Here is a 22,793-nt window from a genome sequence, read left to right as displayed (position 1 = left end):
AACAGTGTGCTGCGCGCCTTTGACCGAAGGGCCCGAACCTCGATGCAAACACGCTGCCGCGGCGGGATCAAGGCCGCGCCGCGGCGGTCAGGCGATGCGGGCCGGTCAGGCGGCCGCCGGCTCGGGACGCTTCTCGATCACCTCGTCGATGAGCCCGAACTCCTTGGCCGCGTCGGCGGTCATGAAGTTGTCGCGCTCCAGCGCCGTGTGGATCGTGTCGTAGTCGCGGCCGGTGTGCTTCACGTAGATCTCGTTCAGGCGCCGCTTCAGCGCCTCGATCTCGCGGGCGTGGATCAGGATGTCGGTCGCCTGACCCTGGAATCCGCCGGACGGCTGGTGAACCATGATCCGGGCGTTCGGCAGGGCGAAGCGGTGGCCCGGCTCGCCGGCGGTGAGCAGCAGGGAGCCCATCGAGGCGGCCTGGCCGACGCAGAGGGTCGTCACCGGGCAGCGGATGAACTGCATCGTGTCGTAGATCGACAGGCCCGAGGTGACCACGCCGCCGGGGGAGTTGATGTAGAAGGAGATTTCCTTCTTCGGGTTCTCCGCCTCGAGGAAGAGCAGCTGCGCCACGATCAGCGACGCGCCGTAATCCTCCACGGGGCCGGTGAGGAAGATGATGCGCTCGCGGAGCAGGCGGGAGTAGATGTCGAAGGCGCGCTCGCCGCGGCTCGACTGCTCGACGACCATCGGCACGAGCGCGTTGTTGTAGACGTCGATCGGATCTCTCATCTCATCCTGCCCCGGAGTGAGGCCCGGGGCTGCCGCGAATCAGGGCAGCCCCGGGCATGTCAGCGAACACCGGCGATGCTTAACCATCGCCTAACCCTTGCCCGCCGTCCTGGGACAGAGCGGGACTCAGTCGGCCTTGGCTTCGGACTTGGCGTCGGTCTTGGACTCGCCCTTGGCCTCGGCCTTGTCTGCCGGCTTGCCGCCGGTCGTGTCGTCGTCATCTTCGTCCGCGAAAAGCGCCTCTTTCGAGACGGGCTCCTCGACGAGCTTGACCTGCCCGAGGACGTGGTCGACGACCTTCTCCTCGAACAGGGGCGCGCGGAGTTCCGCGAGCGCCTGCGCATTCTTCCGGTAGAAGTCCCAGACCTGCTGCTCCTGGCCCGGGAACTGCCGGACCCGGGCGATGAGGGCCTGGTTCACCTCCTCGTCCGAGACCTTGATATCGGCGCTCTCGCCGACCTGCGCAAGCACGAGACCGAGACGGACGCGCCGTTCCGCGATCTTCCGGTACTCGGCCTGGGCCTTCTCCTCGGTGGTGTCCTCGTCCTCGAAGGTCTTGCCGCGGGTCTTGAGGTCCTGCTCGACCTGGGCCCAGACGGCGGCGAATTCCTGGGCCACCAGCGACGGGGGCAGCTCGAAGGCGTACTTGCCGTCCAGCGCGTCGAGGAGCTCCTTCTTGAGCCGGCGGCGCGAGGCGGCCTCGAAATCCCGGCCGATCGCCTCGGACACGGCCTCGCGGAGCTTCTCCAGCGACTCCATGCCCATGGACTTGGCGAGCTCGTCATCGATCTTCGCCTCGCCCGCCGCCTGGATCTTCGTGACGGTCACGTCGAACTCGGCGTCCTTGCCGGCGAGGTGCTCGGCCCCGTACTCGGCCGGGAAGGTGACCTTCACGAGGCGCTTGTCGCCGACCTTGGCGCCGACGAGCTGCTCCTCGAAGCCCGGGATGAACGAGCCGGAGCCGAGCTCCAGGTCGATGCCCTCGCCCTTGCCGCCCTGGAACTCCTCGCCGTCGATGCGGCCGACGAAGTCGATGGTGACGCGGTCGCCGCTCTGGGCCTCGGCGCCCTCCTCGCGCTCGGTGAACGGACGGCTCTGGCCGGCCATGCGCTCCAGGGCCTCGTCGACCTCGGCGTCGGCGGGCTTGGCGACGAGCTTGGTCAGGCTGACGTCGGAGAGGTCGGCGAGCTCGAAGCTCGGCATCACCTCGAGGGCGACCTTGAAGGCGAGGTCGCCCTTGGCGTCGAGCGCCTTCTCGACCTCGGCCTGATCGGTCGGGAACTCGACCTGCGGCTCCAGGGCGAGCTTGAGGCCGTTATCGGTGACGATCTGGCGGTTCGCCTCGTTGACGGCGTTCTGCACCACCTCGGCCATCACGGAGCGGCCGTAGACCTTGCGCAGGTGCGCGACCGGCACCTTGCCGGGACGGAAGCCCTTGAGCTGCACCTTGTCCTTCATGCCGGACAGCTCGTTGGTCAGGCGCTCCTCGAGTTCCTGGGCGGCCAGCAGAACCTGAAACTCGCGCTTCAGCCCCTGGGCGTTGATCTCGGTCACCTGCATCGTCGTCGTCGCTCTTCAAAGAAACCTGGGTTCGCCGGCCGGGCCGGCGTCGTGCTCGCGCGGACCGGGATGCCGAGATGTCGGGTACGGGGCGGAGGGTCCCGAGGGGACCGCAACCTCAGCAGAGGTCCTGGTGCGGGCGGAGGGGCTCGAACCCCCACGTCTTGCGACACTGGAACCTAAATCCAGCGCGTCTACCAGTTCCGCCACGCCCGCGCGCGCCGACATCCGGCGCATCGCCGGCCGCCGGAAGCGCGCCCTATAGCATGGGCCGGCGGGCCCGCAGCAAAAAACTTGCCCCTGTGGCGCGGGAGCCCGCGCGCCGCTAAGGAGCGGGTCCGTCGCGAGCCGCAGCCGAGATCCCATGCCGCCATCCCGCACCGTGCCGCCGACCGATTCGCGCGCCGGCACGCCGTCGCGCCGAACCCTGCTCGCCGCCGCGGCGGCCTTCGGGCTCGCGCCGGAGGCCGCGCGGGCCCAGGCGCCGGCCGCCGCGCCTGGGATATCCGCGCCCGTCCAGCCGGAACCCGCGGCCGCGCCGGCGGCCCTGCCGGCGGCGCCCGGCAAGGCCCGGTTCCGGCCGGACCCCGCACCCGAGACGGCGGTCTGGTGCTTCGACGGCAAGGCCCTGCCGCCCGTGGTCCGGGTGAAGCTCGGGCAGGCGTTGCGCCTCAAGGTCGAGAACCGGACCGACAAGCCGCTGTCGCTCCACTGGCACGGGGTGCGCAACGTCAACGCCATGGACGGCGTCGGCGGCGTGACCCAGGCGCCGATCCCGCCGGGCAGCGACTTCCTCTACACTTTCACGCCGCCGGATGCCGGCTCCTACCTGATCCGGCCCCTAGTCGTCGGCGGGGCGAGCGAGCCGTCGGGCCGGGGCCTCGCGGGCATGCTGGTCGTCGAGGAGACGAACCCGCCCGCGGTCGACGCCGACGTCAGCGTCGTGCTGCAGGACTGGCGGCTCCAGGACGACGGCACCCTCATGCCGTTCGGGCAGACGGCGCTCGCGGCCGCGCACGGGCGCCTCGGCAACCTCGTGACCGTCAACGGCAAGCCGGTGCCGGGCGCCTTCGAGGCGAGGCCCGGCTCCCGAATCCGCCTGCGTCTCGGCAATGCCTGCAACGCCCGGGCAACGCGCATCAAGTTCGAGGGCGTGAAGGTCTACGTGGCGGCGGTCGACGGCCAGCCCACCGACACGTTCGAGCCCCTGCGGGCGACCCTGCCCTTCCCGCCGGGCACCCGCTACGACCTGCTCGTCGACCTGCCGGAGGAGGAAGGCGCCACCTGCGAGATCCACGCGCTGATCGGCAAGGGCTTGGTCCTGGCGAGCGTCGTCACCAAGGGCGCCCGGATCACCGAGAAGCGGCCCCCGATCGGGCCGATCGGCGAGAACAAGCGCCTGCCGGCCGAGATCAAGCTCCAGAACGCCCTGCGCCGCGACGTGGTGATCACCGGCGGCGCCTTCGTGCCGAAGGGCAAGGACGGAGTGAAGGACGGAGCCAAGGACGGCCCCGCGCCCGATCCGGTCTACACGGGCGACCCGCAGAAGATCTGGTCGGTGAACGGCGCGAGCGGCACCGCCGGCCTCGCGCCGATCTTCTCGGTGAAGCGCGGGCAGGTGGTGGTGCTGGCCCTACGCAACGAGACCGCCTTCCCGCAGGCCCTGCACCTGCACGGCCACTGCTTCCGCCTGCTCCATCCCCTGGACGACGGCTGGGAGCCCTACTGGCTCGACACGTTCCAGCTCCTGGAGGGGCGGACGGCCCGGATCGGCTTCCTGGCGGACAATCCGGGGCGTTGGCTGATCAGCGCCACGGTGCTGGAACGGTTCGACACCGGCCTCTGGACGATGTTCGAGGTCACCTGAGCGGTCAGCCGCCGGGTCAGCTCCCGGTCGACGCGACGAGGTCGCGCAAGACCGCCGGCATCAGCTCGGGGATGTCCTCGGCGATAAGGCCCGGCCCGTGGCGCAGGCCCGCATCCCCGTGAAGCCAGACGCCGGCCGCGGCGGCCGCGAAGGGCTCCATGCCCTGCGCGAGCAGGCCGGCGATCAGGCCGCCGAGCACGTCCCCGGACCCGGCCGTCCCGAGATAGGGGCTGCCGTGGTCGTTGATGGCCGCGCGGCCGTCGGGGGCCGCGATCACCGTGTCGGCCCCCTTGAAGACCACCACGGCGCCGGTGAGCGCGGCCGCCGCGCGGGCCCGGGCGACCTTGTCGGTGCCCTCGGCCATCGCGTCCGTCCCGTCGAAGAGCCGTGCGAACTCGCCGGCATGCGGGGTCAGCACGGCCCGCGCGTCCCCGTCGGCGAGATGGGCGGCGAGCAGCGGCGCCTTCCCGGCGAAGCTCGTCAGCGCGTCGGCGTCGAGGACGAGGCCGCGCCCGGCCGCGGCCGCCACGGCCACGCGCTCCCGGGTCGGCTCGCCGGTGCCGAGCCCGGGTCCGGCCAGGATCACGTTCAGCCGCTCGTCGGTGAGCAGGTCGTCGAGGTCGTCGGCGCTCTCGCAGGGCCGCAGCATGATCGCTGTGAGGTGGGCGGCGTTCTCGGGCAGCGCGGCGGTCGGGGACGCGACGGTGACGAGCCCGGCCCCGACCCGCAGGGCGGCGCGGGCGGCGAGCCGGGCGGCGCCGGTCTTGGTTGCCGGCCCGGACAGGACCAGGGCGTGGCCGCGGGTGTACTTGTGGCTCGCGCCGGTGAGGCGCGGGAAGTCCCGGCCCCACAGGTCGGGCCCGTTCCGGTCGAGGGGCGCGCCGGCGGCCAGGCCCGCCTCCAGCGCCGCCGGGCCGGTTCCGATATCGGCGAGGCTGAGCTGGCCGCACAGGCCCCGCCCTGGCTGGAGCAGGTGCCCGGGCTTGAAGGTCACGAAGGTCACGGTCTCCACTGCCCGGATGGCGGCGCCGCGCACCGCGCCGGTATCGCCGTCGACCCCGCTCGGCACGTCGACGGCGAGCACCGGCATCCCGGTCTCATTCACCGCCTCCACGAGCGCGCGGGCGGCGCCGTCGAGGTCGCGCGACAGGCCGGCGCCGAACAGCGCGTCGATCACGAGGTCGCCGGACGGCAGCGCGCCGCCCTCGGCCGGGCGCACCGGCCCCGTCCAGGCCGCGGCCGCGAGCGCGGCGTCCCCCGTCAGCGCCGACACCGCGCCGAGGCAGAGGAGCTCGACCGCGTAGCCGGCTTCGGCCAGCAGGCGCGCGGCCACGAAGCCGTCGCCGCCGTTGTTGCCCGGCCCGCACAGCACGACGACGCGGCCACCGGCCGGGAGCCTCGCCCGGGCGCGCCCGGCCACGGCGGCCCCGGCCGCTTCCATCAGCGTCAGGCCCGGCACGCCGCCCTCGATTGCCGCGGCATCGACCCGCCTCATTGCCGCGACCGTCAGCAACCGCATATCCGTCTCCGCCTCTGCCCGTGCACCGATCAGCCCTGACTAAAATCGCGCCAGATTCCGGTGAAGCGCTCTAAGGATGTGCGTGCATCGCACAGCAAATAGGCACTATGGTCGGACGCGCCGCGAAAACGGCGTGGCGAAGGCGTCACGAGGATGTTAGAAATGCCAGGCACCGCAGCGCAGGCCCGAGCGGCATGAAGAAGATCGAAGCGATCATCAAGCCTTTCAAGCTCGACGAGGTGAAGGAGGCGCTCCAGGAGGTCGGCCTCCAGGGCATCACCGTCATCGAGGCGAAGGGGTTCGGCCGTCAGAAGGGCCATACGGAGCTCTACCGGGGCGCCGAGTACGTGGTCGACTTCCTGCCCAAGGTGAAGCTCGAGATCGTCCTGTCCGACGCCCTGGTCGAGGGCGCCGTGGAGGCGATCCGCAAGTCGGCCCAGACCGGGCGCATCGGCGACGGCAAAATCTTCGTCTCGACGATCGAGGAGGCGATCCGCATCCGCACCGGCGAGACCGGCACGGACGCGATCTGACCCGAGCCCGCCCGCGGTCGTGAGACCGCCGGCGGCCGCGCTCCGCGCGACACTGCCTAAGATTTCGCACTGCGCGAATGTCCGGCATCGGCGCCTCCGGCCCTGGAGCGCCGCCTCCCGCACCCCACATCATCGGGAACGGCCGGCCCGACCGGCCGCTTAAACCGGATGCAGGAGGAAGTGCGATGGCCGCCACGGACCCGCGCGAGACCGCCAAGATCTACGATCTGTCCGCGTTCCGACGCGCGCGCGAGACCGCCCGGGCGGCTCCGGAGGCGAAGCCCGCGCCCGTGCCGAGCTTCGGCGGAGGCGCGTGGTACCACGAGGCCGCCATCCGCGAGGACGAGCGCCCGCGGCGGTCCTGAGGCGGGGGAATTCGGGAGCGATGGCGCCCCTGCGGCCGTCGAGCAGGCCCGACGGGCTCCCTCACCCGACCCACTCATCCTGACGTGCCCACGCCAGCGGGCCTCGAGAGGGCGCCCGGCGGTCCGCGCGATCCCCCGAGGCCTCCGTCGAGGCCTGCGCCGCGCTCCAACCCCCAGGACGGGGTAGATCGGAAGCCCGTTACCCCGGAAACGGCGAAGCCGGACCCGAGGGCCCGGCTTCGCATCGTCTGTCGAAGCTCCGCGTCTTACGCGGCTGCAGCGGCCTCGGTCGGCACGGAAGCGATCGTCTTCAGCACCTGCGAGGCGATCTGGTAGGGGTCGCCCTGCGAGTTCGGGCGGCGGTCCTCCAAGTAGCCCTTGTAGCCGTTGTTCACGAAGGAGTGCGGCACGCGAATCGAGGCGCCGCGGTCGGCCACGCCGTACGAGAACTCGTGGATCGAGGCGGTCTCGTGCTTGCCGGTCAGGCGCATGTGGTTGTCCGGACCGTAGACGGCGATGTGCTCCTCGCGGGCGTTCTTGAACGCCTCCATGAGCTTCTCGAAGTAGGCCTTGCCGCCGTGCTCGCGCATGAACGCGGTCGAGAAGTTGCAGTGCATGCCCGACCCGTTCCAGTCGGTGTCGCCGAGCGGCTTGCAGTGGTACTCGACGTCGATGCCGTACTTCTCGCAGAGGCGCTGCAGGAGGTAGCGGGCCATCCACATCTCGTCGGCGGCCTTCTTGGAGCCCTTGCCGAAGATCTGGAACTCCCACTGGCCCTTGGCCACCTCGGCGTTGATGCCCTCGTGGTTGATGCCGGCGTCGAGGCAGAGGTCGAGGTGCTCCTCGACGATCTTGCGGGCGACGTCGCCGACGTTCGAGTAGCCGACGCCGGTGTAGTACGGGCCCTGCGGCGCCGGGTAGCCGGAGGCCGGGAAGCCGAGCGGGCGGCCGTCCTTGTACAGGAAGTACTCCTGCTCGAAGCCGAACCAGGCGCCGGCATCGTCCAGGATGGTGGCGCGCTTGTTGGACTCGTGCGGGGTCACGCCGTCCGGCATCATCACTTCGCACATCACCAGCACGCCGTTCTTGCGGGCCGGGTCGGGGAAGTGGCGCACGGGCTTCAGCATGCAGTCGGAGCTGCCGCCCTCGGCCTGCTTGGTGGACGAGCCGTCGAAGCCCCACATCGGGAGCTGCTCGAGGGTCGGGAAGCTGTCGAATTCCTTGATCTGCGTCTTACCGCGGAGGTTCGGGGTCGGCGTGTACCCGTCGAGCCATATGTACTCGAGCTTGTATTTGGTCATTCCGGTTCTCTCGTCCGTATCGATGCGCGACCTGGGCAACCCGGGAAGACGCGAACGGCTTGCCGCCTCGTCGACGGCTGCGGCCGCAATTGCATGGATCGTGCCAGGAAGGCCATTGCCGGCGAACAACGGTGCCCTAGAAACGGAGCTGCCGATCACGGTTGCGAGATCGGGTGCGCGAACGGGCCGATCGTTTCATCCGTCGGCCGATTCCGCTGCCCGGCGGGTGGCAAGGCACGCCCGCGCCGGATATCAAGCGCCGCTTGCCGGCGCGCGACCGCGTGCGGGTGCGCCACGAGAGCCGATTCAGAGATCCCTGGAGGATGCCCACGATGACGACTGCGGCCGAGGTGCTGAAGACGATCCGGGACAACGACGTGCGTTACGTGGACTTCCGGTTCACCGACCCGCGCGGCAAGTGGCAGCACGTCACGTTCGACGTGTCGCTCATCGACGAGGAGATCTTCGACGAGGGCACCATGTTCGACGGCTCCTCGATCGCCGGCTGGAAGGCGATCAACGAGTCCGACATGCTGCTGATGCCGGATCCCGTCACCGCCACGCTGGACCCGTTCTTCTCGGCCGCGACCATGTCGATCGTCTGCGACGTGCTGGAGCCGGCCACCGGCGAGCCCTACGGCCGTGACCCGCGCGGCACCGCCAAGCGCGCCGAGGCCTACCTGCAGCAGACCGGCATCGGCGACACGATCTACGTCGGCCCCGAGGCCGAGTTCTTCGTGTTCGACGACGTGAAGTTCGGCGCCGACCCGTACCGCACGGGCTTCGAGCTCGACTCCACCGAGCTGCCGACCAACGGCTTCACCGACTACGAGGGCGGCAACCTCGGCCACCGGGTCCAGACCAAGGGCGGCTACTTCCCGGTCCCGCCGCAGGATTCGGCGCAGGACATGCGCGGCGAGATGCTCGCGGCCATGCAGTCCATGGGCGTGAAGGTCGAGAAGCACCACCACGAGGTGGCCTCGGCCCAGCACGAGCTCGGCATGAAGTTCGATACGCTGACCCTGCTCGCCGACCACATGCAGATCTACAAGTACTGCATCCACAACGTCGCGCAGAGCTACGGCAAGTCCGCGACCTTCATGCCCAAGCCCGTCTACGGCGACAACGGCTCAGGGATGCACGTCCACCAGTCGATCTGGAAGGACGGCAAGCCGGTCTTCGCGGGCGACAAGTATGCCGGCCTGTCCCAGGAGTGCCTCTGGTACATCGGTGGCATCATCAAGCACGCCAAGGCGCTGAACGCCTTCACCAACCCGTCGACCAACTCGTACAAGCGCCTGGTGCCGGGCTACGAGGCGCCGGTGCTGCTCGCCTACTCGGCGCGCAACCGCTCGGCCTCCTGCCGCATCCCGTGGACCAAGAGCCCGAAGGCCAAGCGCGTCGAGGTCCGCTTCCCCGACCCGATGGCGAACCCCTACCTCGCCTTCTCGGCGCTGCTGATGGCCGGCCTCGACGGCATCCGGAACAAGATCGACCCGGGCCCGGCCATGGACAAGGACCTGTACGAGCTGCCGCCGCGGGAGCTGAAGAAGATCCCGACCGTGTGCGGGTCGCTCCGGGAGGCCCTGAACAGCCTCGACAAGGACCGGGCCTTCCTCAAGGAGGGCGGCGTGTTCTCGGACGACCAGATCGACTCGTTCATCGAGCTGAAGATGACCGAGGTCCTGCGCTACGAGATGACACCGCACCCGATCGAGTTCGTGCAGTACTACTCGCTGTGATGTGAGAGCCGGCCGGGCACGAGGCCCGGCCCGGCACGCACTCCCGGGCCGGGGCCTCTCGCGGGGCCCCGGCCTTTTTCTTGGGGACGCTCAGACGTTACCCCTCGCCGCCTCACCCGAGGCAGCCCGTGAGCGCCGAGACCGGGTCGGGACCGGTGCGGTCCCGGGCATGCCCGGCGGCCGGCTGCATAGGTGCCCGCGCGCACGGAGCCCGAACGATGCTCACCCTCGACCACCTCGTCGTCGTCGCGCCCGACCTCGCGGAGGGCGTGGCCCATGTGCGGGACTGCCTCGGCCTCGCCATGCCCGAGGGCGGTCGCCACCGCGAGATGGGCACGCGCAACCACCTGCTGCGCCTCGGCGACGCCCTGTTCCTGGAGGTGATCGCCGTCGATCCGGAGGCGCCGCCGCCGTCGGGCGCCCGCTGGTTCGGCCTCGGCGACGCGGCGCGGGTGCGGGCCGACTGGGATTCGGGCCGGCGGCTGCGCGGCTTCGTCGCCCGCGCGGACGATCTCGACGGCCTCCTCGCCGCGCACAGCGCGCTCCTCGGCGCGGCGGCGACGATGACCCGGGGCGACCTGTCCTGGCGCTTCGCGGTGCCCCCGGGCGGGGCGTGGCCGGCGGACGGGGCCGCGCCCTGCGCGATGGCGTGGGGACCGCGCGGCAATCCCGCCGCGACGATGCCGGATCTCGGCGCCGGTCTGGAGGCGCTCGTCCTGACGGATCCGGATCCCGCCGCCGTCGCGGGGCTTCACGCGGCGCTGGGCCTCGTCGCTCCACCGCAGGTTGTGTCCGGCCCGGGCTCGCGCTGGACCGCCCGGATCAGCACGCCGTCGGGCCCGCGGACCCTGACCTGAGGGCGACGGACCCTCCTCGCCGGCCTGATCGGGTGGGCGACCGGCGAGGAGGGCCTGGCCGGGACTCGGAAGCCCAGGCAGCCACAACCTACCAGCGACTTATCGCGGTGCGGTGACAGGAAAGTCTCACTCCGCACAGGAAGTGTGCAGGCCCCGCCTGACGATCAGGTGTGCGCGAAGATGTCGGTCTCGGGCCAGCCGTCGAGGTCGAGGCGCGCCCGCGTCGGCAGGAAGCCGAAGCAGGCGGCCGCGAGGTCGGTGCGACCCTCCCGGGCCAGCATCGCGTCGAGCCGCTCCCGGGCCGCGTGGAGGTGGAGGACGTCCGAGGCCGCGTAGTCGAGCTGGGCCTGCGACAGGGTCTCGGCGCCCCAGTCCGAGGATTGCTGCTGCTTCGACAGGTCGACGCCGACCAGCTCGCGGACCACGTCCTTCAGCCCGTGGCGATCCGTGTAGGTGCGCGCGAGCTTCGAGGCGATCTTGGTGCAGTAGACCGGGCTCGGCATCACGCCGAGGGCCCTGTACAGGACCGCCACGTCGAACCGCGCGAAGTGGAAGATCTTCAGGATGCCGGGATCGGCTAGGACCCGCTTGAGCACGACCGGCTCCGGCCCGTCCTGCGGGATCTGCACCACGTCGGCCGTGCCGTCGCCGGTGGAGAGCTGCACAACGCAGAGGCGGTCCCGATGCGGGTTGAGACCGAGCGTCTCGGTGTCGATGGCCACCGCCCGCCCCGCGTCGTAGGTGGCGGGCAGGTCGCCGCGGTGGAGACGTACGGTCGGGCTCGGCATCGTTCTCGGACCTTGCGGGGTTTTCGGCCGGTAGCATCGGTGCCAAGTGCCGGCAAGCCGCGGACGATCCGCGCGGCCGGGACCGACAGGGAGCTGGACATGACGGCAGCCGAGGTGATCGCGACCCTGGGGTTGAATCCCCATCCGGAGGGCGGCCATTACCGCGAGACGTTCCGCGATCCACGGACCGTCGACGGCCGTTCGGTCGGCACCGCGATCTACTTCCTGCTCGACCTCGGCGAGGTCTCGGCGTGGCACCGGGTCGACGCCACCGAGATCTGGCACTGGCACGCCGGCGCGCCGCTGGTGATCACCACGAGCCCCAACGGGCACGACGCCGAGGCCCGGCATCTCGGGCCGGACCTCGCCGCCGGGCAGCGCCCGCAATGCGTCGTGCCGGCCGGCCACTGGCAGACCGCCACCAGCCTGGGCGCCTGGACGCTCGTCGGCTGCACGGTCTCGCCGGGCTTCGACTTCGCCGGCTTCGAGATGGCGCCGCCCGACTGGCGGCCGACGCCGCGCGGATGATCCGCCGCTATCATGGCGGCGGCGCGCCGGGGCGTGCGGGGTCACGCCCCTGTCACCGTCCCCCTCTACCGGCGGCCCGAAACGGGAGGTTCGCGATGCGTGCGATCATGTTGGGGCTGGGGCTGCTTCTGGGAGCGGGCCCCGCGCTCGCCGGCGAGGCCGCCCAGCTCGGCCCCCGGCCCTTCTATCTCGTCGACCAGCTGAAGCCCGGCCCGCTCAAGGACAGGCTCGCCGCCTGCGGCGTCGACCGGACCTACACGCCCCGGACCTTCTCGATCTCGCACCGCGGCGCGCCGCTGATGTTCCCCGAACACACCCGGGAGGGCCTGCTCGCCGCGTACCGGATGGGCGCCGGGATCATCGAGTGCGACGTGGCCTTCACCAAGGACCGCCAGCTCGTCTGCCGCCACAGCCAGTGCGACCTGCACACGACCACCGACATCCTCGCCCGGCCCGAGCTCGCGGCGAAGTGCACGCAGGGCTTCACGCCGGCCGACCCGGCCACCGGGCGGAAGGCCTCGGCCAAGTGCTGCACCAGCGACCTGACGCTGGACGAATTCAAGTCGCTGAACGGGAAGATGGACGCGTCCGACCCGGACGCCACCACGGTGGCGGCCTACATGAACGCCACGCCGCGCTGGCGCACCGACCTCTACGCCGGCACCGGCACGCTGATGTCGCATAAGGAGTACATCGCGCTGGTGAAGGGGATGGGGCGGAAATTCACCCCCGAGCTGAAGGCGCCCCAGGTCCCGATGCCGTTCCAGGGCACCTACACGCAGGACATGTACGCCCAGCAGCTGGTCGACGAGTACCGGGAGGCCGGGATCCCGGCCTCCGACGTCTACCCGCAGAGCTTCCAGCTCCGCGACATCCTCTACTGGTTGGAGAAGGATCCGGAATTCGGCCGCCAGGCGATCTTCCTCGACGACCGGGACGAGACCGCGAAGGGCTTCGACCCGGAGAAGCCCGCCACATGGCAGCCCGGCATGGCCGAGCTCGCCCGGAAGGGCGTGAAGATCCTGGCGCCGCCGCTGTGGATGCTGGTCCGGCCGGGCCCGGACGGGACGATCGAGCCCTCGACCTACGCCCGGGAGGCCAAGGCGGCCGGGCTGGGGCTGATCGCGTGGTCGCTGGAGCGCTCGGGCCCCCTGAAGGGCGGCGGCGGGTACTATTACCAGTCGATCAAGCCGGTGGTCACCGGCGACGGCGACATCCTGCGGCTGCTCGACGTTCTGCACGGGCAGGTGGGCGTGCTGGGGGTCTTCTCCGACTGGCCCGCGACCACGACCTTCTACGCCAACTGCGTCGGCGCCCCGTAGCGCCGCCGCTCAGTCGGCCCAGAGGGCCACGAGGGAGAAGAGGCCGGCCATCACGAAGTTCACGATCAGGAAGCCGGTGATGATGAGGGCGAGCGTCATGGTGGCCTCGGAGGCGAAGCTGTCTGGGGAATGGGGGCGCGGCGCGGCCAGGTCTTCGTGGACCTGCGCCGCCCGCCGATGAGCCCCGCGGCGCGACCGCGGGGCCGTGCGCGGTGTCCGCCTAGTGCGGGCTCAGCACGTGGAGGAGGTTGAACAGGTACTCACCGCTCAGCGGCCTCCAGCCGAGCCGCCGCCGGATCAGGCCGTAGCCCGCGCAGGTCAGCGCGGCGGAGCCGAGGACCGCGAGCGTGAACCAAGCGAGGCTGGCGGTCGCGAACCCGACGGCGATGCCGATCAGGGCCACGGTCACGAAGATGATCCGGCTCGGGTTGCGCGGGCCGCGCGTCGTCATGTCGGACATGGGGACCTCCCTCGATCCGGATCAGCGGGCGCGGCAGTTCGGGCCGTACCAAGTCATGGTCCGGCGATCCATGCCGCCGTCCGAGGAGGCGCCGCAGACGGGGAACCGCGCGTCGCCGGTGCGCTGCAGGCTCATGACCTTGTAGAGGTCCTGCTGGGCCTCGCGGCGGCGGTTATGCTCGGCGAGCTGCGCCTGCCAGTACAGGTTGCTGTTGGACTGGGCGACGGCGCGCTGCTGGTGGAGCCCCATCATGCACTCGGCGAAGCCGTCGGTGCCGGGCTCGAAGCCGAAGGCGTAGCACTGGTTCTGATCCAGCGCGTGGCGCTCCTGCGGGGTGACGCAGGCCGCCAGCCCCAGGGCACAGGCCGCCGCGAGGCCGAGCTTCGCGATTGCGGGCAGCGCGGAGCGGTCGTCACGCATCGCGGTCGTGCGGGAAGAACAATTCTGGCTCGCGCCGATAAACTGAACGCCGAATTTACCGTGAAACCAGTTGTTCATGATCCTCAGGACCTCGATTTCTATCGGCAGGACCATCCGTGAGCCGATGGAAGGAGGTCTATACGAGGCCGTTCGAATTGTTCGTGTCTCAGAACACGCGGGCCGGCGGCTCGATCGCTGCCCGCAATGCCCGTTATCCCGCCCAACGCGCGATTCCGCACGCGGGGAAGGACTTTCGTCACGCTTGATGGGTCGGATGGTGCGGGCCCGCGACCACGGCCGGCGGCGCGCGCGGCGCGTGGGCCGGACCGGCGCGGCCCGGGACGGTCGCCGGCAGGCGGGGCCCGGCGCTAGGAGCGCCGTCGTCGGGCTCGGCCGCGCGGAGTGTCGGAAGGAACGCTCACCGGACGGAGAGATGCGCGTCCGGCGCGGTGGGGCGGCTCGCCCACAGGGCGGGCGCGCCGGGTCGATCCGGCGCGCCCGCGGCGATCAGACGAAGTGCTGGCCGCCGTTGATGGTCAGCGTCGAGCCGTTCACGAAGCCGGCCTCGTCGCTGGCGAGATACTCGACCGCGTGGGCGATCTCGTCGGCCTCGCCGAGGCGGCCGGTCGGGATCGTGGAGATGATCTTGTTGCGGATGTCCTCCGCCACCGCCATCACCATCTCGGTGGCGATGTAGCCCGGCGCCACCACGTTGACCGTGATGCCCTTCGAGGCGCTCTCCTGCGCGAGCGCCTTTGCGAAGCCGATCACGCCGGCCTTGGCGGCCGAGTAGTTGGTCTGCCCGGCCTGGCCCTTCTGGCCGTTGATCGACGAGATGATGATGATGCGGCCGAAGTTGCGGCTGCGCATGCCTTCGATCAGCGGACGGGTGCAGGTGAACATCGAGTCCAGGTTGGTCTTGATGACCGCCTGCCACTTCTCGAACGTCATCTTGTGGAAGGCACCGTCCCGGGTGATGCCGGCGTTGTTCACCAGGATGTCCACTGGGCCGAGCTCGGCCTCGATCTCCTTGATGCCGGCCTCGCAGCTCGCGAGATCGCCCACGTCGAACTTGAAGACGGGGATGCCGGTCTCGGCCTTGAAGGCGTTGGCCGCCTCGTCGTTGCCGGCGTAGTTGGCGGCGACCTTGTAGCCCTTATCCTTGAGCCGCTTCGAGATCGCCGAGCCGATACCGCGGGTGCCGCCCGTCACGAGGGCGACGCGTCCTTGAGCCATTGTTTCCTCCTGTTCGCATCACTTGATGCCGCGTGCGGATGGCGTCCGCACGCGATTTTTTCTGACTTCGGCCTTAAGTCTATGTTGTGGGCCGATACTGTCGTGACAGACCGATCAGGTCCGCTCGACGCACATCGCCACGCCCATGCCGCCGCCGATGCAGAGCGTGGCGAGGCCCTTCTTGGCGTCGCGGCGCTTCATCTCGTGGAGCAGGGTGACGAGGACGCGGGCGCCCGAGGCACCGATCGGGTGGCCGATGGCGATCGCGCCGCCGTTGACGTTCACCTTCGCGTCGTCCCAGCCCATGTCCTTGTTCACGGCCAGCGCCTGGGCCGCGAAGGCCTCGTTCGCCTCGATCAGGTCGAGGTCGGACGGCTTCCAGCCGGCCTTGTCCAGGGCCTTGCGCGAGGCCGGGATCGGGCCGGTGCCCATCACCTTCGGGTCGACGCCCGCGGTGGCCCAGGACTTGATCCGGGCGAGCGGGGTCAGGCCGCGGCGCTCGGCCTCCGAGGCCGACATGAGCACGAGGGCGGCAGCGCCGTCGTTGAGGCCGGAGGCGTTGGCGGCGGTGACGGTCCCGTCCTTGGTGAAGGCCGGCTTCAGCTTGGCCATCGCCTCCATGGTGGCGCCGTCGCGGATGTACTCGTCGGTGTCGACGATTGTGTCGCCCTTCCGGCCCGGCACCGTGACGGGGACGATCTCGTCCTTGAACCGGCCCTCCTTGCGGGCGGCCTCGGCCTTGTTCTGCGAGCGGGTCGCGAACTGGTCCTGCTGCTCGCGGGTGAGCTGGAAGGCCTGGGCGACGTTCTCGGCGGTCTGGCCCATGTGGTAGCCGTTGAAGGCGTCCCAGAGCCCGTCCTTGATCATGGTGTCGACGAGCTTCACGTCGCCCATCTTCTGGCCGCCGCGCAGGTACTGCGCGTGGGGCGACAGCGACATCGACTCCTGGCCGCCGGCCACGATGACCTTGGCGTCGCCGTTGGCGATCTGCTGCATGCCGATCGCGACCGTGCGCAGGCCCGAGCCGCAGACCTGGTTGAGGCCCCAGGCGGTGGCCTTCTCGGGGATGCCGGCCTTGATGGCCGCCTGCCGGGCGGGGTTCTGGCCGGCGCCCGCGGTGAGGACCTGGCCGAAGATCACCTCGTCCACCTCGTCGGGCGAGACCTTGGCGCGCTCCAGGGCGGCCTTGATCGCCGTCGCGCCGAGCTCGTGGGCCGGCACCGCCCCGAAGGCGCCGCCGAACGAGCCGACCGGCGTGCGCGCCGCCCCGACGATGACGATCTCTTCGCTGCCTGCCATGTGAACGTTCTCCTCTCGCGAGCCGGCGCGCCTTCCACGTCCCGGGGCGCGCTCTGTGCCGGCCCTGGGATGAAGGGCCTGAGGTGGGCGAAGTCAAGGTTGTGGATCAACGCGCCAAACGCGCCGATGACGCGACCGCGAGACTGAAATGGCGCGACCGCCCCGACCACTCTGCATTATTCTGCGTTGAACAGCTGCAGTTTGCTGTTTTCTGCGCCCGGGGAAGGCTTTAAGGATCGTGTTGCGGGCGCGAAGACAGCCCCCGTCAGACAGCACCGCGCGTCTGCAACGCCCCCCGGTCCCGAGTCCAGAAAGGCCGTTCCCGATGGCGGATACCGTCAAGGCCACCCAGACCGTCATCAAGAAGTACGCCAACCGGCGCCTCTATCACACCGGCACCTCGACGTACGTGACGCTGGAGGACCTCGCCACGATGGTGCAGAACGGCGAGGATTTCGTCGTCTACGACGCGCGCACGGGCGACGACATCACCCGCTCGGTCCTGACGCAGATCATCTTCGAGCAGGAGAACAAGGCCGGCGCCGAGAACCTGCTCCCGGTGGCGTTCCTGCGCCAGCTGATCCGCTTCTACGGCGACAGCATGCGCACGATGGTGCCGAGCTTCCTCGAATTCTCGATGGCGAACTTCGCCAAGGACCAGGACGGCCTGCGCGAGAAATTCGCCCAGAGCTTCGGCCCGGCGGCGTTCCAGAACGCCATCGAGCAGCAGGTGCGCACCAACATGAACTTCTTCGGCGATGCCATGAAGATGTTCACGGGCTTCGCCCCGCCCGCGCCGGGAGCCCAGCCGACCGCGCCGGCCGCGACTCAGCCCGCGACCTACGGGGGCGGCGAGCTGGACGATCTCAAGCGCCAGATGCTGGAGATGCAGCAGCGCCTGGAGGCGCTCGCGAAAAAGTAATTCGGCCGGACCGATCGGACGAAGGGTTGACGATCGGTAAACGTCGGCCCCACCTTTGCGACACGGGCACGGAAACGTGCGGAGAATGTGCGCATGGTGCGTATCGGAACAGTCAGCCGTCTCGGCCCGACACAGGTCCGCCCCACCCGGCGCGCGCCGGTCCCGGACGCGAACGCCTCCCCCGAGGCGGCGCGGACGGAGGTCCAGGCGCTCGCCCTGATCGACGGCGGCCGGTCCGATGAGCCGCCCGCCCCCCGGACAGCGGAACGCGCGGCCGCGGGGAGACCCCGCGCCGGCTTCATCGCGCAATTGCTGACGGCGGGCGATCCGACGCTGCTGCCGTCGCGCCTGGAACGGACCCGGATGGCCGCCGCGCGCTACGCGGAGGCCGCGCGGCGCCTCGCTTGAGGCGCCGCCTTCGCGAGGCTCAGGCCTCGGCGGACTTCACCTTCAGGACCTGACGGCCGCGGTACATGCCAGTCTTCAGGTCGATGTGGTGCGGACGGCGCAGCTCGCCGGAATCCTTGTCCTCGACGTAGGTCGGCGCCTTGAGGGCGTCGGCCGAGCGGCGCATGCCGCGGCGGGAGGGGGAGGTCTTTCGCTTCGGAACGGCCATGGCTGGATCCTTCGTGACGCCGCGGACAAAGCGGCGCGCGGGCGGCTCCTCGATCGAGGATCGCCACGCACACCGCGGGATACGGATGAGGCCGGGCTTATAGCTCCGGCGCCGGCCCGTGACTAGGGGTGCCGGACCACAACCGTTAAGGGCGGGTTCAAGCGGAGCGGCGCAGATCTGGCCGGACGGCACCGCGGTGCGGGCCGCGCCCCTCGGGAGAACGCCATGGCTTCCTCCACCAAGACCCTCGCCCTCCTCGCCCTCCTGTCGAGCCTCGTCGCGGCCCCGGCCCTGGCGCAGGCGCCGCAGGCGCCGACGACCGCGGCACCGACGGCCCCCGCGAAGCCTGCCGCCCCGAGCGCGCCCGTCGCCGGATCGCCGAACGCCGCCAAGGGGGCGCTGATCGATCTCAACAGCGCCAGCACCGAGGAGCTCGACGCGCTGCCCGGTATCGGCGCGGCGCGCGCGGCCGCGATCATCAAGGGACGGCCGTATCGCGGGAAGGACGATCTCGTCTCCAAGAAGATCATCCCGCAGAGCGTCTACGACGGCATCAAGGACAAGATCATCGCCAAGCAGAAGTAGCCGCTACTCGGCGATCGCCCCCTGGGGCATGGAGAAGCCGGGGGGCGTCTTCGGGGCCGCTGCGGCCTTCGGTGCCGCCTGGCGGGGCGCCTTCTTGCGGGCCTCGGCCTTCGGCACCTTCGGCGCCTTGACGGCGGGCGGCGCCTCGCAGGCGCGGAAGGTCAGCTGCGCCAGGGGCGTCCCCTCCTCGCTCACGATCGCGATCGGGTCGGGGAAGGTCGGCAGCGTCGGCTCCCAGTGGATCGGGCTGCCCAGCATCGCCTCGACACCCGACGCGGCGCCGCCGCGCCGCAGCGTCGTGAAATCGGGCCCGTAGGCCGTGGCGACCTTTCCGGCGATCACGACCTGGAGAACCTCGTTCACCTCGGGCGTGAGCGGCCTGAGCGGGTTCGTCGTGCGGACCTGCCCGGCCCGCGTGATCACCATCTTGAACCCCTTGGCGCTCTCGAAGCGGGCCGCCTGCGTCCCGCAGGGCTGCTCGAGGGTCGGGCCGGCGGCGGGCGTAGGGCTCGCCGCCTGAGGCGCGGCTTGGCCCGGCGGCGCCGTCGCGGCGGGCGCGGCCGGTGCAGGCGCGACTTGCGCGGGCGCAGCCTGGGGAGGCGCGGCCGGCGCCGGAACTCCCGCCGCCGGTTTGCCGGCGGGCGCGGCCGTCACATGCATCGTCGACAGGCAGAGAGGACCGGCGAGCAGCAGCCCGGCCACCCCGCGCGCACATCGCTTCATCGCCCGGCTCCCGGCGGATCTCCGCGGAGCGCCGCGTCGCGCTGCGTCCGGTCGAGGGCGCGGATCGGCTCCAGTTCGATCGCGTCCAGATCGAGCACGCGCGGGTCGAGCACCTGGGCGCTGCGGTCGATCGGGCTCTTGCGCGGTCCGACCGAGCCGAGGACGAGGTCCTCGTCCTCGATGTCGAGTTCGGAACCCATGCGCAGGGGCTCGCGTCGGCCGCGCGCCGCCATCGCGGCCACGGCGACGATGGCGACAGCGAAGACCAGAATAGCCAGGATGATGAACAGGCGCTCCATCAGGAGGTCAGCTCTAGCCTGCGGTTCAGGCCGCCGCCACCCCATCCCATCGTCGATATCGCCCCGCTGCGTCGCGGTTGTGTGTCCCCTCACGTCCCAAGTCACGTCCCCGGTCACGTCCCCGGTCACGTCCTCGGTCAGTAGCCGGTCAGTCCCGGGTCACGTGCGGAACGCTCCTTGCGTGGGCCGCCGGACCGGGTAGATGCGGGCAGACCGGAGCCGGGACCGACCGATGCAGCACGAGCCGAGCCGCGAGCCCGAGGAACTGGAGGCGCACCTCCTCGGACTGATCGAGGCCGCCCGGGATCAGGCCCGGGAGGACCCGTTCCGCAATCCCGTCCTGGCGGTGACCCTGGCGATCACCCGGCGCTTCGACCGGAACGAGATCTCGACGGGCGACCTCGACGGCCTGTTCGTGCGCCTGCGTGCCGCAGCGCTGGCGGCGCGGGCGGAACGGCTGCGGGCCTATGTCGGGCTCGATGCCGGGCCGGAGGATCCGCAGGCGGCGATCCCCGCGCGGCTCGTGGCGGCGGCGCCCGACCGGTCGGACGGCGTCGAGGCCTTCGCGGCCCTGATCCACCGCACCGCCTTCGCGGTGGTGTTCACGGCCCACCCCACCTTCGGCATGCCCCGAGCCGTCGCGGGCCTCCTCGCCGAGGCCGCGAGCCTGCCCGACGCCAGGGACCGCGCCGGGCTGGTCACGCGCGCGGCGGCTCTGTCGACCCGGCCGGACGCCCCGATCACCCTGGATGTCGAGTTCGAGCAGGCCTGCGCGGCGGCCAATAACGGCCGGCTCGCCCTCGACGCCTTCAACGGCGCCGTGCTCGACGCCGCCCGCGCCCGCTGGCCCGACCGCTGGACCGAGCTGACGCCCCGCCCCTTCGCCATCGCCAGCTGGGTCGGCTGCGACACCGACGGGCGCACCGATATCGGCTGGTGGGACACCCTGCGCTACCGGCTGATCTCGAAGCGCATGCAGTTCGACCGGGTGATGCGCGACCTGCCCGAGATCCCCGCCTGCCGCGAGGTCCGGGCCCTCGCGGAGAACGCCCTGGCGGCCGTGAACCGCCAGCTCACCGTGGCGCCGCGCCTCGGCGACCAGCCGTCCCTGGAGGCGGTGCACCGCTTCGCCCTGGCGCTCATCATCGAGCGCGAGCGCGCCCAGACCGATGCCGGCACCCTCGTCGCCGCGCTGACCAAGGCCCTGGAGGCCGCCGACGACGCGGCCGACCAGCGCCGGATCGCCGTCCTGCGCGCGGGCGTCGCGACGCACGGCCTGTCGAACGCCCTGCCGCATTTCCGGCTGAACGCCAGCCAGATCCACAACGCGGTGCGGCGGGTGATCGACCTGGAGGGCGAGCCCACCGACGCGGCCCGCCGCCGCTCGCACCTCGCGACGATCCACACGCTGCTGAACGACGTCCGCCCGGTGGCGGTCGATTTCGGGGCGCTCGCGGCCGAGCGGGCCTCGGCGGCGCGGCTGATGATGACGATCGCCCAGATCCTCAAGCACGTGGACGGCACCCATCCGGTGCGCTTCCTCATCGCCGAGACCGAGACCGGCTACACCCTGCTCGCCGCCCTCTGGCTCGCGCGCCACTACGGCATCGCCGACAAGCTCGAGATCACGCCGCTGTTCGAGACGGCGAGCGCGCTGGAGCAGGGCATCCGGGTGCTCGACGACGCCCTGCGCAACCCGCACTGGCGCCAGTACCTGAAGCGCATCGGCCGCCTCACCGTGCAGTTCGGCTACTCCGATTCGGGCCGCTACGTCGGCCAGCTCGCGGCGACCTTCTGGATCGAGCGGCTGCGGCTGCGCATCACCGAGATGCTGGTCCAGAACGGCCTGTCCGACGTCGAGCTCGCGATCTTCGACACGCACGGCGAGTCGATCGGGCGCGGCGCGCATCCGACCTCCCTGCGCGACCGCCTCGCCTACCTCGCCCCGGAGGATGCCCGGGACCGGGCCCGCAAGGCCGGCATCCGTGTCCGGCTCGAATCGAGCTTCCAGGGCACCGACGGCTACCTGCTGTACGGCACCGAGGCGCTGGCGCGCGCCAGCGTCGCCCGCATCGCCGAGCACGTCTACGCGCTCGACGTGACGGAGGAGGATTCGTTCCCGGACTACGCCCTGAACGACCGGCCGAAGGCCTCCGACGGCAAGGTCGACCCGATCTACGCCGAGCCGGATTTCGCCCTCGAATTCTTCACCGCAGCCCGCCAGGACATGGAGTCGCTGGTCGACGACCCGGGCTACGCGGCGCTCCTCGGCACCTTCGGCCCGAGCCTGATCGACCGGACCGGGTCGCGCCCGGTGGCGCGCCAGACCGACAATGGCGGCCCTGCGCGGATCACCCATCCGCGCCAGATGCGGGCGATCCCCAACAACGCGATCCTGCACCAGCTCGGCTTCCTGGCGAACTCCCTCCACGGGATCGGCCGGGCGGCCCAGCGCGGCCCCGACCTGTTCCGCGACATGCGGCGCGATTCGGCACGCTTCTCCCGGGCCTTCCGGCTGGTCCAGCACGCCGCCTCAGTCGGCGACCTCGACGTGCTGCGGGCCTACATCGACACTCTCGATCCGGCCGTGTGGCTGGAGCGGGCGCGGCGCACCCAGAAGGATTTCCGCCGGGACGAGCTGGTGGTGATCTCGGGGGCGCTGGAGCGCCTCGACCTCGCCCCCGCGCTGCGGAACCTGTTCGGACGCCTGACCCGGGACTGGCTCGCCCTGAGCGCGGCCGCCCCGGACCTGCCCGCCATGTCGGCCCGGCTGACGCTGCTCCACGCCCTGCGCCTCGCCCTGATCCATCGGATCTGGTTCCTGGCGGTGCACATCCCGGGCTTCCGGCCGCAGGCGGGCATCTCCCGCGAGCAGCTGCTGGAGCGCTTCCTGCGGCTGGACATCGACGGCTGCCTGAAGCTCCTCGACGCGATCTTCCCGGTGACGCCGGACCCGACGCTGGGCCTGAATTTCGGCGAGCCGGCCGGCCCGCGCGACGTCGGCACCTACGAGGCGGAGCACGCCAACCTGTTCCAGCCGATCCGCCGGATGTTCGATCAGGTGCGGGAGATCTCGGGGATGATCCAGCACGAGGTCGGGGCGTTCGGGTAGGCGCGGC

At 70.9% G+C, this 22,793-nt stretch carries 23 protein-coding genes and 1 tRNA gene; 11 read left to right on the top strand and 13 right to left on the bottom strand.

What is annotated here, in order from left to right; genetic code table 11:
• Positions 1–105: 105 nt before the first annotated feature.
• From ACLBYB_RS07010 to ACLBYB_RS07000, 3 genes are all read right to left on the bottom strand, one after another.
• Positions 106–732 carry an ATP-dependent Clp protease proteolytic subunit gene (locus tag ACLBYB_RS07010; protein ID WP_012322036.1) on the bottom strand — a complete coding sequence of 209 codons (627 nt, stop codon included), beginning with the start codon at positions 730–732 and terminating at the stop codon, positions 106–108.
• Between the two features lie 126 nt (positions 733–858).
• On the bottom strand, positions 859–2,292 hold the full coding sequence (tig, locus tag ACLBYB_RS07005) for a trigger factor (protein WP_447680865.1): 1,434 nt from the start codon (positions 2,290–2,292) through the stop codon (positions 859–861).
• A 131-nt stretch (positions 2,293–2,423) separates the two neighbouring features.
• Positions 2,424–2,508 (bottom strand) — tRNA-Leu (locus ACLBYB_RS07000).
• A gap of 148 nt (positions 2,509–2,656) precedes the next feature.
• On the opposite strand from ACLBYB_RS07000, the gene ACLBYB_RS06995 reads away from it, so the two are divergent.
• Positions 2,657–4,159: a multicopper oxidase family protein gene (locus ACLBYB_RS06995; RefSeq protein WP_447698334.1), complete on the top strand. Its 1,503-nt coding sequence runs from the start codon at positions 2,657–2,659 to the stop codon at positions 4,157–4,159.
• A gap of 16 nt (positions 4,160–4,175) precedes the next feature.
• On the opposite strand, the gene ACLBYB_RS06990 is transcribed toward ACLBYB_RS06995, so the two are convergent.
• Positions 4,176–5,678 carry an NAD(P)H-hydrate dehydratase gene (locus ACLBYB_RS06990; RefSeq protein ID WP_447698333.1) on the bottom strand — a complete coding sequence of 501 codons (1,503 nt, stop codon included), beginning with the start codon at positions 5,676–5,678 and terminating at the stop codon, positions 4,176–4,178.
• A 194-nt stretch (positions 5,679–5,872) separates the two neighbouring features.
• On the opposite strand from ACLBYB_RS06990, the gene ACLBYB_RS06985 reads away from it, so the two are divergent.
• Both ACLBYB_RS06985 and ACLBYB_RS06980 read left to right on the top strand, forming a co-directional pair.
• A complete protein-coding gene (locus ACLBYB_RS06985) occupies positions 5,873–6,211 on the top strand; it encodes a P-II family nitrogen regulator (protein WP_003600526.1) in 339 nt (112 codons plus the stop codon).
• Between the two features lie 185 nt (positions 6,212–6,396).
• Positions 6,397–6,576: a DUF2735 domain-containing protein gene (locus ACLBYB_RS06980; protein ID WP_091926542.1), complete on the top strand. Its 180-nt coding sequence runs from the start codon at positions 6,397–6,399 to the stop codon at positions 6,574–6,576.
• 266 nt (positions 6,577–6,842) lie between these two features.
• Here ACLBYB_RS06980 and ACLBYB_RS06975 read toward each other — a convergent pair whose 3' ends face one another.
• Complete coding sequence (locus ACLBYB_RS06975) at positions 6,843–7,877, bottom strand: glutamine synthetase beta-grasp domain-containing protein (protein ID WP_012322031.1); 1,035 nt, start codon at positions 7,875–7,877, stop codon at positions 6,843–6,845.
• Positions 7,878–8,209: 332 nt separating this feature from the next.
• Here ACLBYB_RS06975 and glnA point away from each other — a divergent pair, with 332 nt between their 5' ends.
• Together glnA and ACLBYB_RS06965 are read left to right on the top strand one after the other, a co-directional pair.
• Positions 8,210–9,619, top strand: coding sequence for a type I glutamate--ammonia ligase (gene glnA, locus ACLBYB_RS06970; protein WP_012322030.1), 1,410 nt, complete (start codon positions 8,210–8,212; stop codon positions 9,617–9,619).
• A gap of 218 nt (positions 9,620–9,837) precedes the next feature.
• Positions 9,838–10,476, top strand: coding sequence for a VOC family protein (locus tag ACLBYB_RS06965; protein ID WP_447698332.1), 639 nt, complete (start codon positions 9,838–9,840; stop codon positions 10,474–10,476).
• A 164-nt stretch (positions 10,477–10,640) separates the two neighbouring features.
• Here the strand turns inward: ACLBYB_RS06965 and ACLBYB_RS06960 are convergent, their stop codons facing one another.
• A complete protein-coding gene (locus ACLBYB_RS06960) occupies positions 10,641–11,264 on the bottom strand; it encodes a ribonuclease D (RefSeq protein ID WP_447680862.1) in 624 nt (207 codons plus the stop codon).
• Positions 11,265–11,363: 99 nt separating this feature from the next.
• On the opposite strand from ACLBYB_RS06960, the gene ACLBYB_RS06955 reads away from it, so the two are divergent.
• Positions 11,364–11,792, top strand: a complete 429-nt coding sequence (locus ACLBYB_RS06955; RefSeq protein ID WP_447698331.1) for a cupin domain-containing protein — start codon at positions 11,364–11,366, stop codon at positions 11,790–11,792.
• A 95-nt stretch (positions 11,793–11,887) separates the two neighbouring features.
• Positions 11,888–13,114, top strand: coding sequence for a glycerophosphodiester phosphodiesterase family protein (locus tag ACLBYB_RS06950; RefSeq protein ID WP_447698330.1), 1,227 nt, complete (start codon positions 11,888–11,890; stop codon positions 13,112–13,114).
• Between the two features lie 220 nt (positions 13,115–13,334).
• Here ACLBYB_RS06950 and ACLBYB_RS06945 read toward each other — a convergent pair whose 3' ends face one another.
• The 4 genes from ACLBYB_RS06945 to ACLBYB_RS06930 all read right to left on the bottom strand — a co-directional run bounded on the left by ACLBYB_RS06945 (position 13,335) and on the right by ACLBYB_RS06930 (position 16,529).
• A complete protein-coding gene (locus tag ACLBYB_RS06945) occupies positions 13,335–13,574 on the bottom strand; it encodes a hypothetical protein (protein WP_447698329.1) in 240 nt (79 codons plus the stop codon).
• Between the two features lie 21 nt (positions 13,575–13,595).
• Complete coding sequence (locus tag ACLBYB_RS06940) at positions 13,596–13,994, bottom strand: hypothetical protein (protein ID WP_447698328.1); 399 nt, start codon at positions 13,992–13,994, stop codon at positions 13,596–13,598.
• Between the two features lie 507 nt (positions 13,995–14,501).
• Positions 14,502–15,230, bottom strand: coding sequence for an acetoacetyl-CoA reductase (gene phbB / locus ACLBYB_RS06935; RefSeq protein ID WP_447698327.1), 729 nt, complete (start codon positions 15,228–15,230; stop codon positions 14,502–14,504).
• A gap of 114 nt (positions 15,231–15,344) precedes the next feature.
• Positions 15,345–16,529, bottom strand: coding sequence for an acetyl-CoA C-acetyltransferase (locus ACLBYB_RS06930; RefSeq protein WP_447698326.1), 1,185 nt, complete (start codon positions 16,527–16,529; stop codon positions 15,345–15,347).
• Between the two features lie 325 nt (positions 16,530–16,854).
• Here ACLBYB_RS06930 and phaR point away from each other — a divergent pair, with 325 nt between their 5' ends.
• Entirely contained in the window at positions 16,855–17,451 is a 597-nt protein-coding gene (gene phaR / locus ACLBYB_RS06925) for a polyhydroxyalkanoate synthesis repressor PhaR (protein WP_056531522.1), read from the top strand.
• 93 nt (positions 17,452–17,544) lie between these two features.
• Entirely contained in the window at positions 17,545–17,859 is a 315-nt protein-coding gene (locus ACLBYB_RS06920; RefSeq protein ID WP_447698325.1) for a hypothetical protein, read from the top strand.
• A 19-nt stretch (positions 17,860–17,878) separates the two neighbouring features.
• On the opposite strand, the gene rpmF is transcribed toward ACLBYB_RS06920, so the two are convergent.
• Positions 17,879–18,067, bottom strand: a complete 189-nt coding sequence (gene rpmF / locus ACLBYB_RS06915; protein WP_003601373.1) for a 50S ribosomal protein L32 — start codon at positions 18,065–18,067, stop codon at positions 17,879–17,881.
• Positions 18,068–18,292: 225 nt separating this feature from the next.
• Here rpmF and ACLBYB_RS06910 point away from each other — a divergent pair, with 225 nt between their 5' ends.
• Positions 18,293–18,652 (top strand): helix-hairpin-helix domain-containing protein, encoded by a 360-nt coding sequence (locus tag ACLBYB_RS06910; protein WP_091676385.1) that lies wholly within the window; start codon positions 18,293–18,295, stop codon positions 18,650–18,652.
• A gap of 3 nt (positions 18,653–18,655) precedes the next feature.
• Here the strand turns inward: ACLBYB_RS06910 and ACLBYB_RS06905 are convergent, their stop codons facing one another.
• Positions 18,656–19,375, bottom strand: coding sequence for a hypothetical protein (locus tag ACLBYB_RS06905; RefSeq protein ID WP_447698324.1), 720 nt, complete (start codon positions 19,373–19,375; stop codon positions 18,656–18,658).
• Positions 19,372–19,674: a hypothetical protein gene (locus ACLBYB_RS06900; RefSeq protein ID WP_056531515.1), complete on the bottom strand. Its 303-nt coding sequence runs from the start codon at positions 19,672–19,674 to the stop codon at positions 19,372–19,374. The genes ACLBYB_RS06905 and ACLBYB_RS06900 overlap by 4 nt, the downstream gene beginning before the upstream one ends.
• Positions 19,675–19,906: 232 nt before the next feature.
• Between ACLBYB_RS06900 and ACLBYB_RS06895 the strand changes: the two genes are divergently transcribed.
• Positions 19,907–22,786: a phosphoenolpyruvate carboxylase gene (locus tag ACLBYB_RS06895; protein WP_447698323.1), complete on the top strand. Its 2,880-nt coding sequence runs from the start codon at positions 19,907–19,909 to the stop codon at positions 22,784–22,786.
• Positions 22,787–22,793 lie beyond the last annotated feature (7 nt).

The sequence above is a fragment of the Methylobacterium sp. D54C genome (assembly GCF_053345595.1).
The sequence above is the reverse complement of the archived record's forward strand: the minus strand, read 5'-3'. Positions and strand labels throughout refer to the sequence as shown.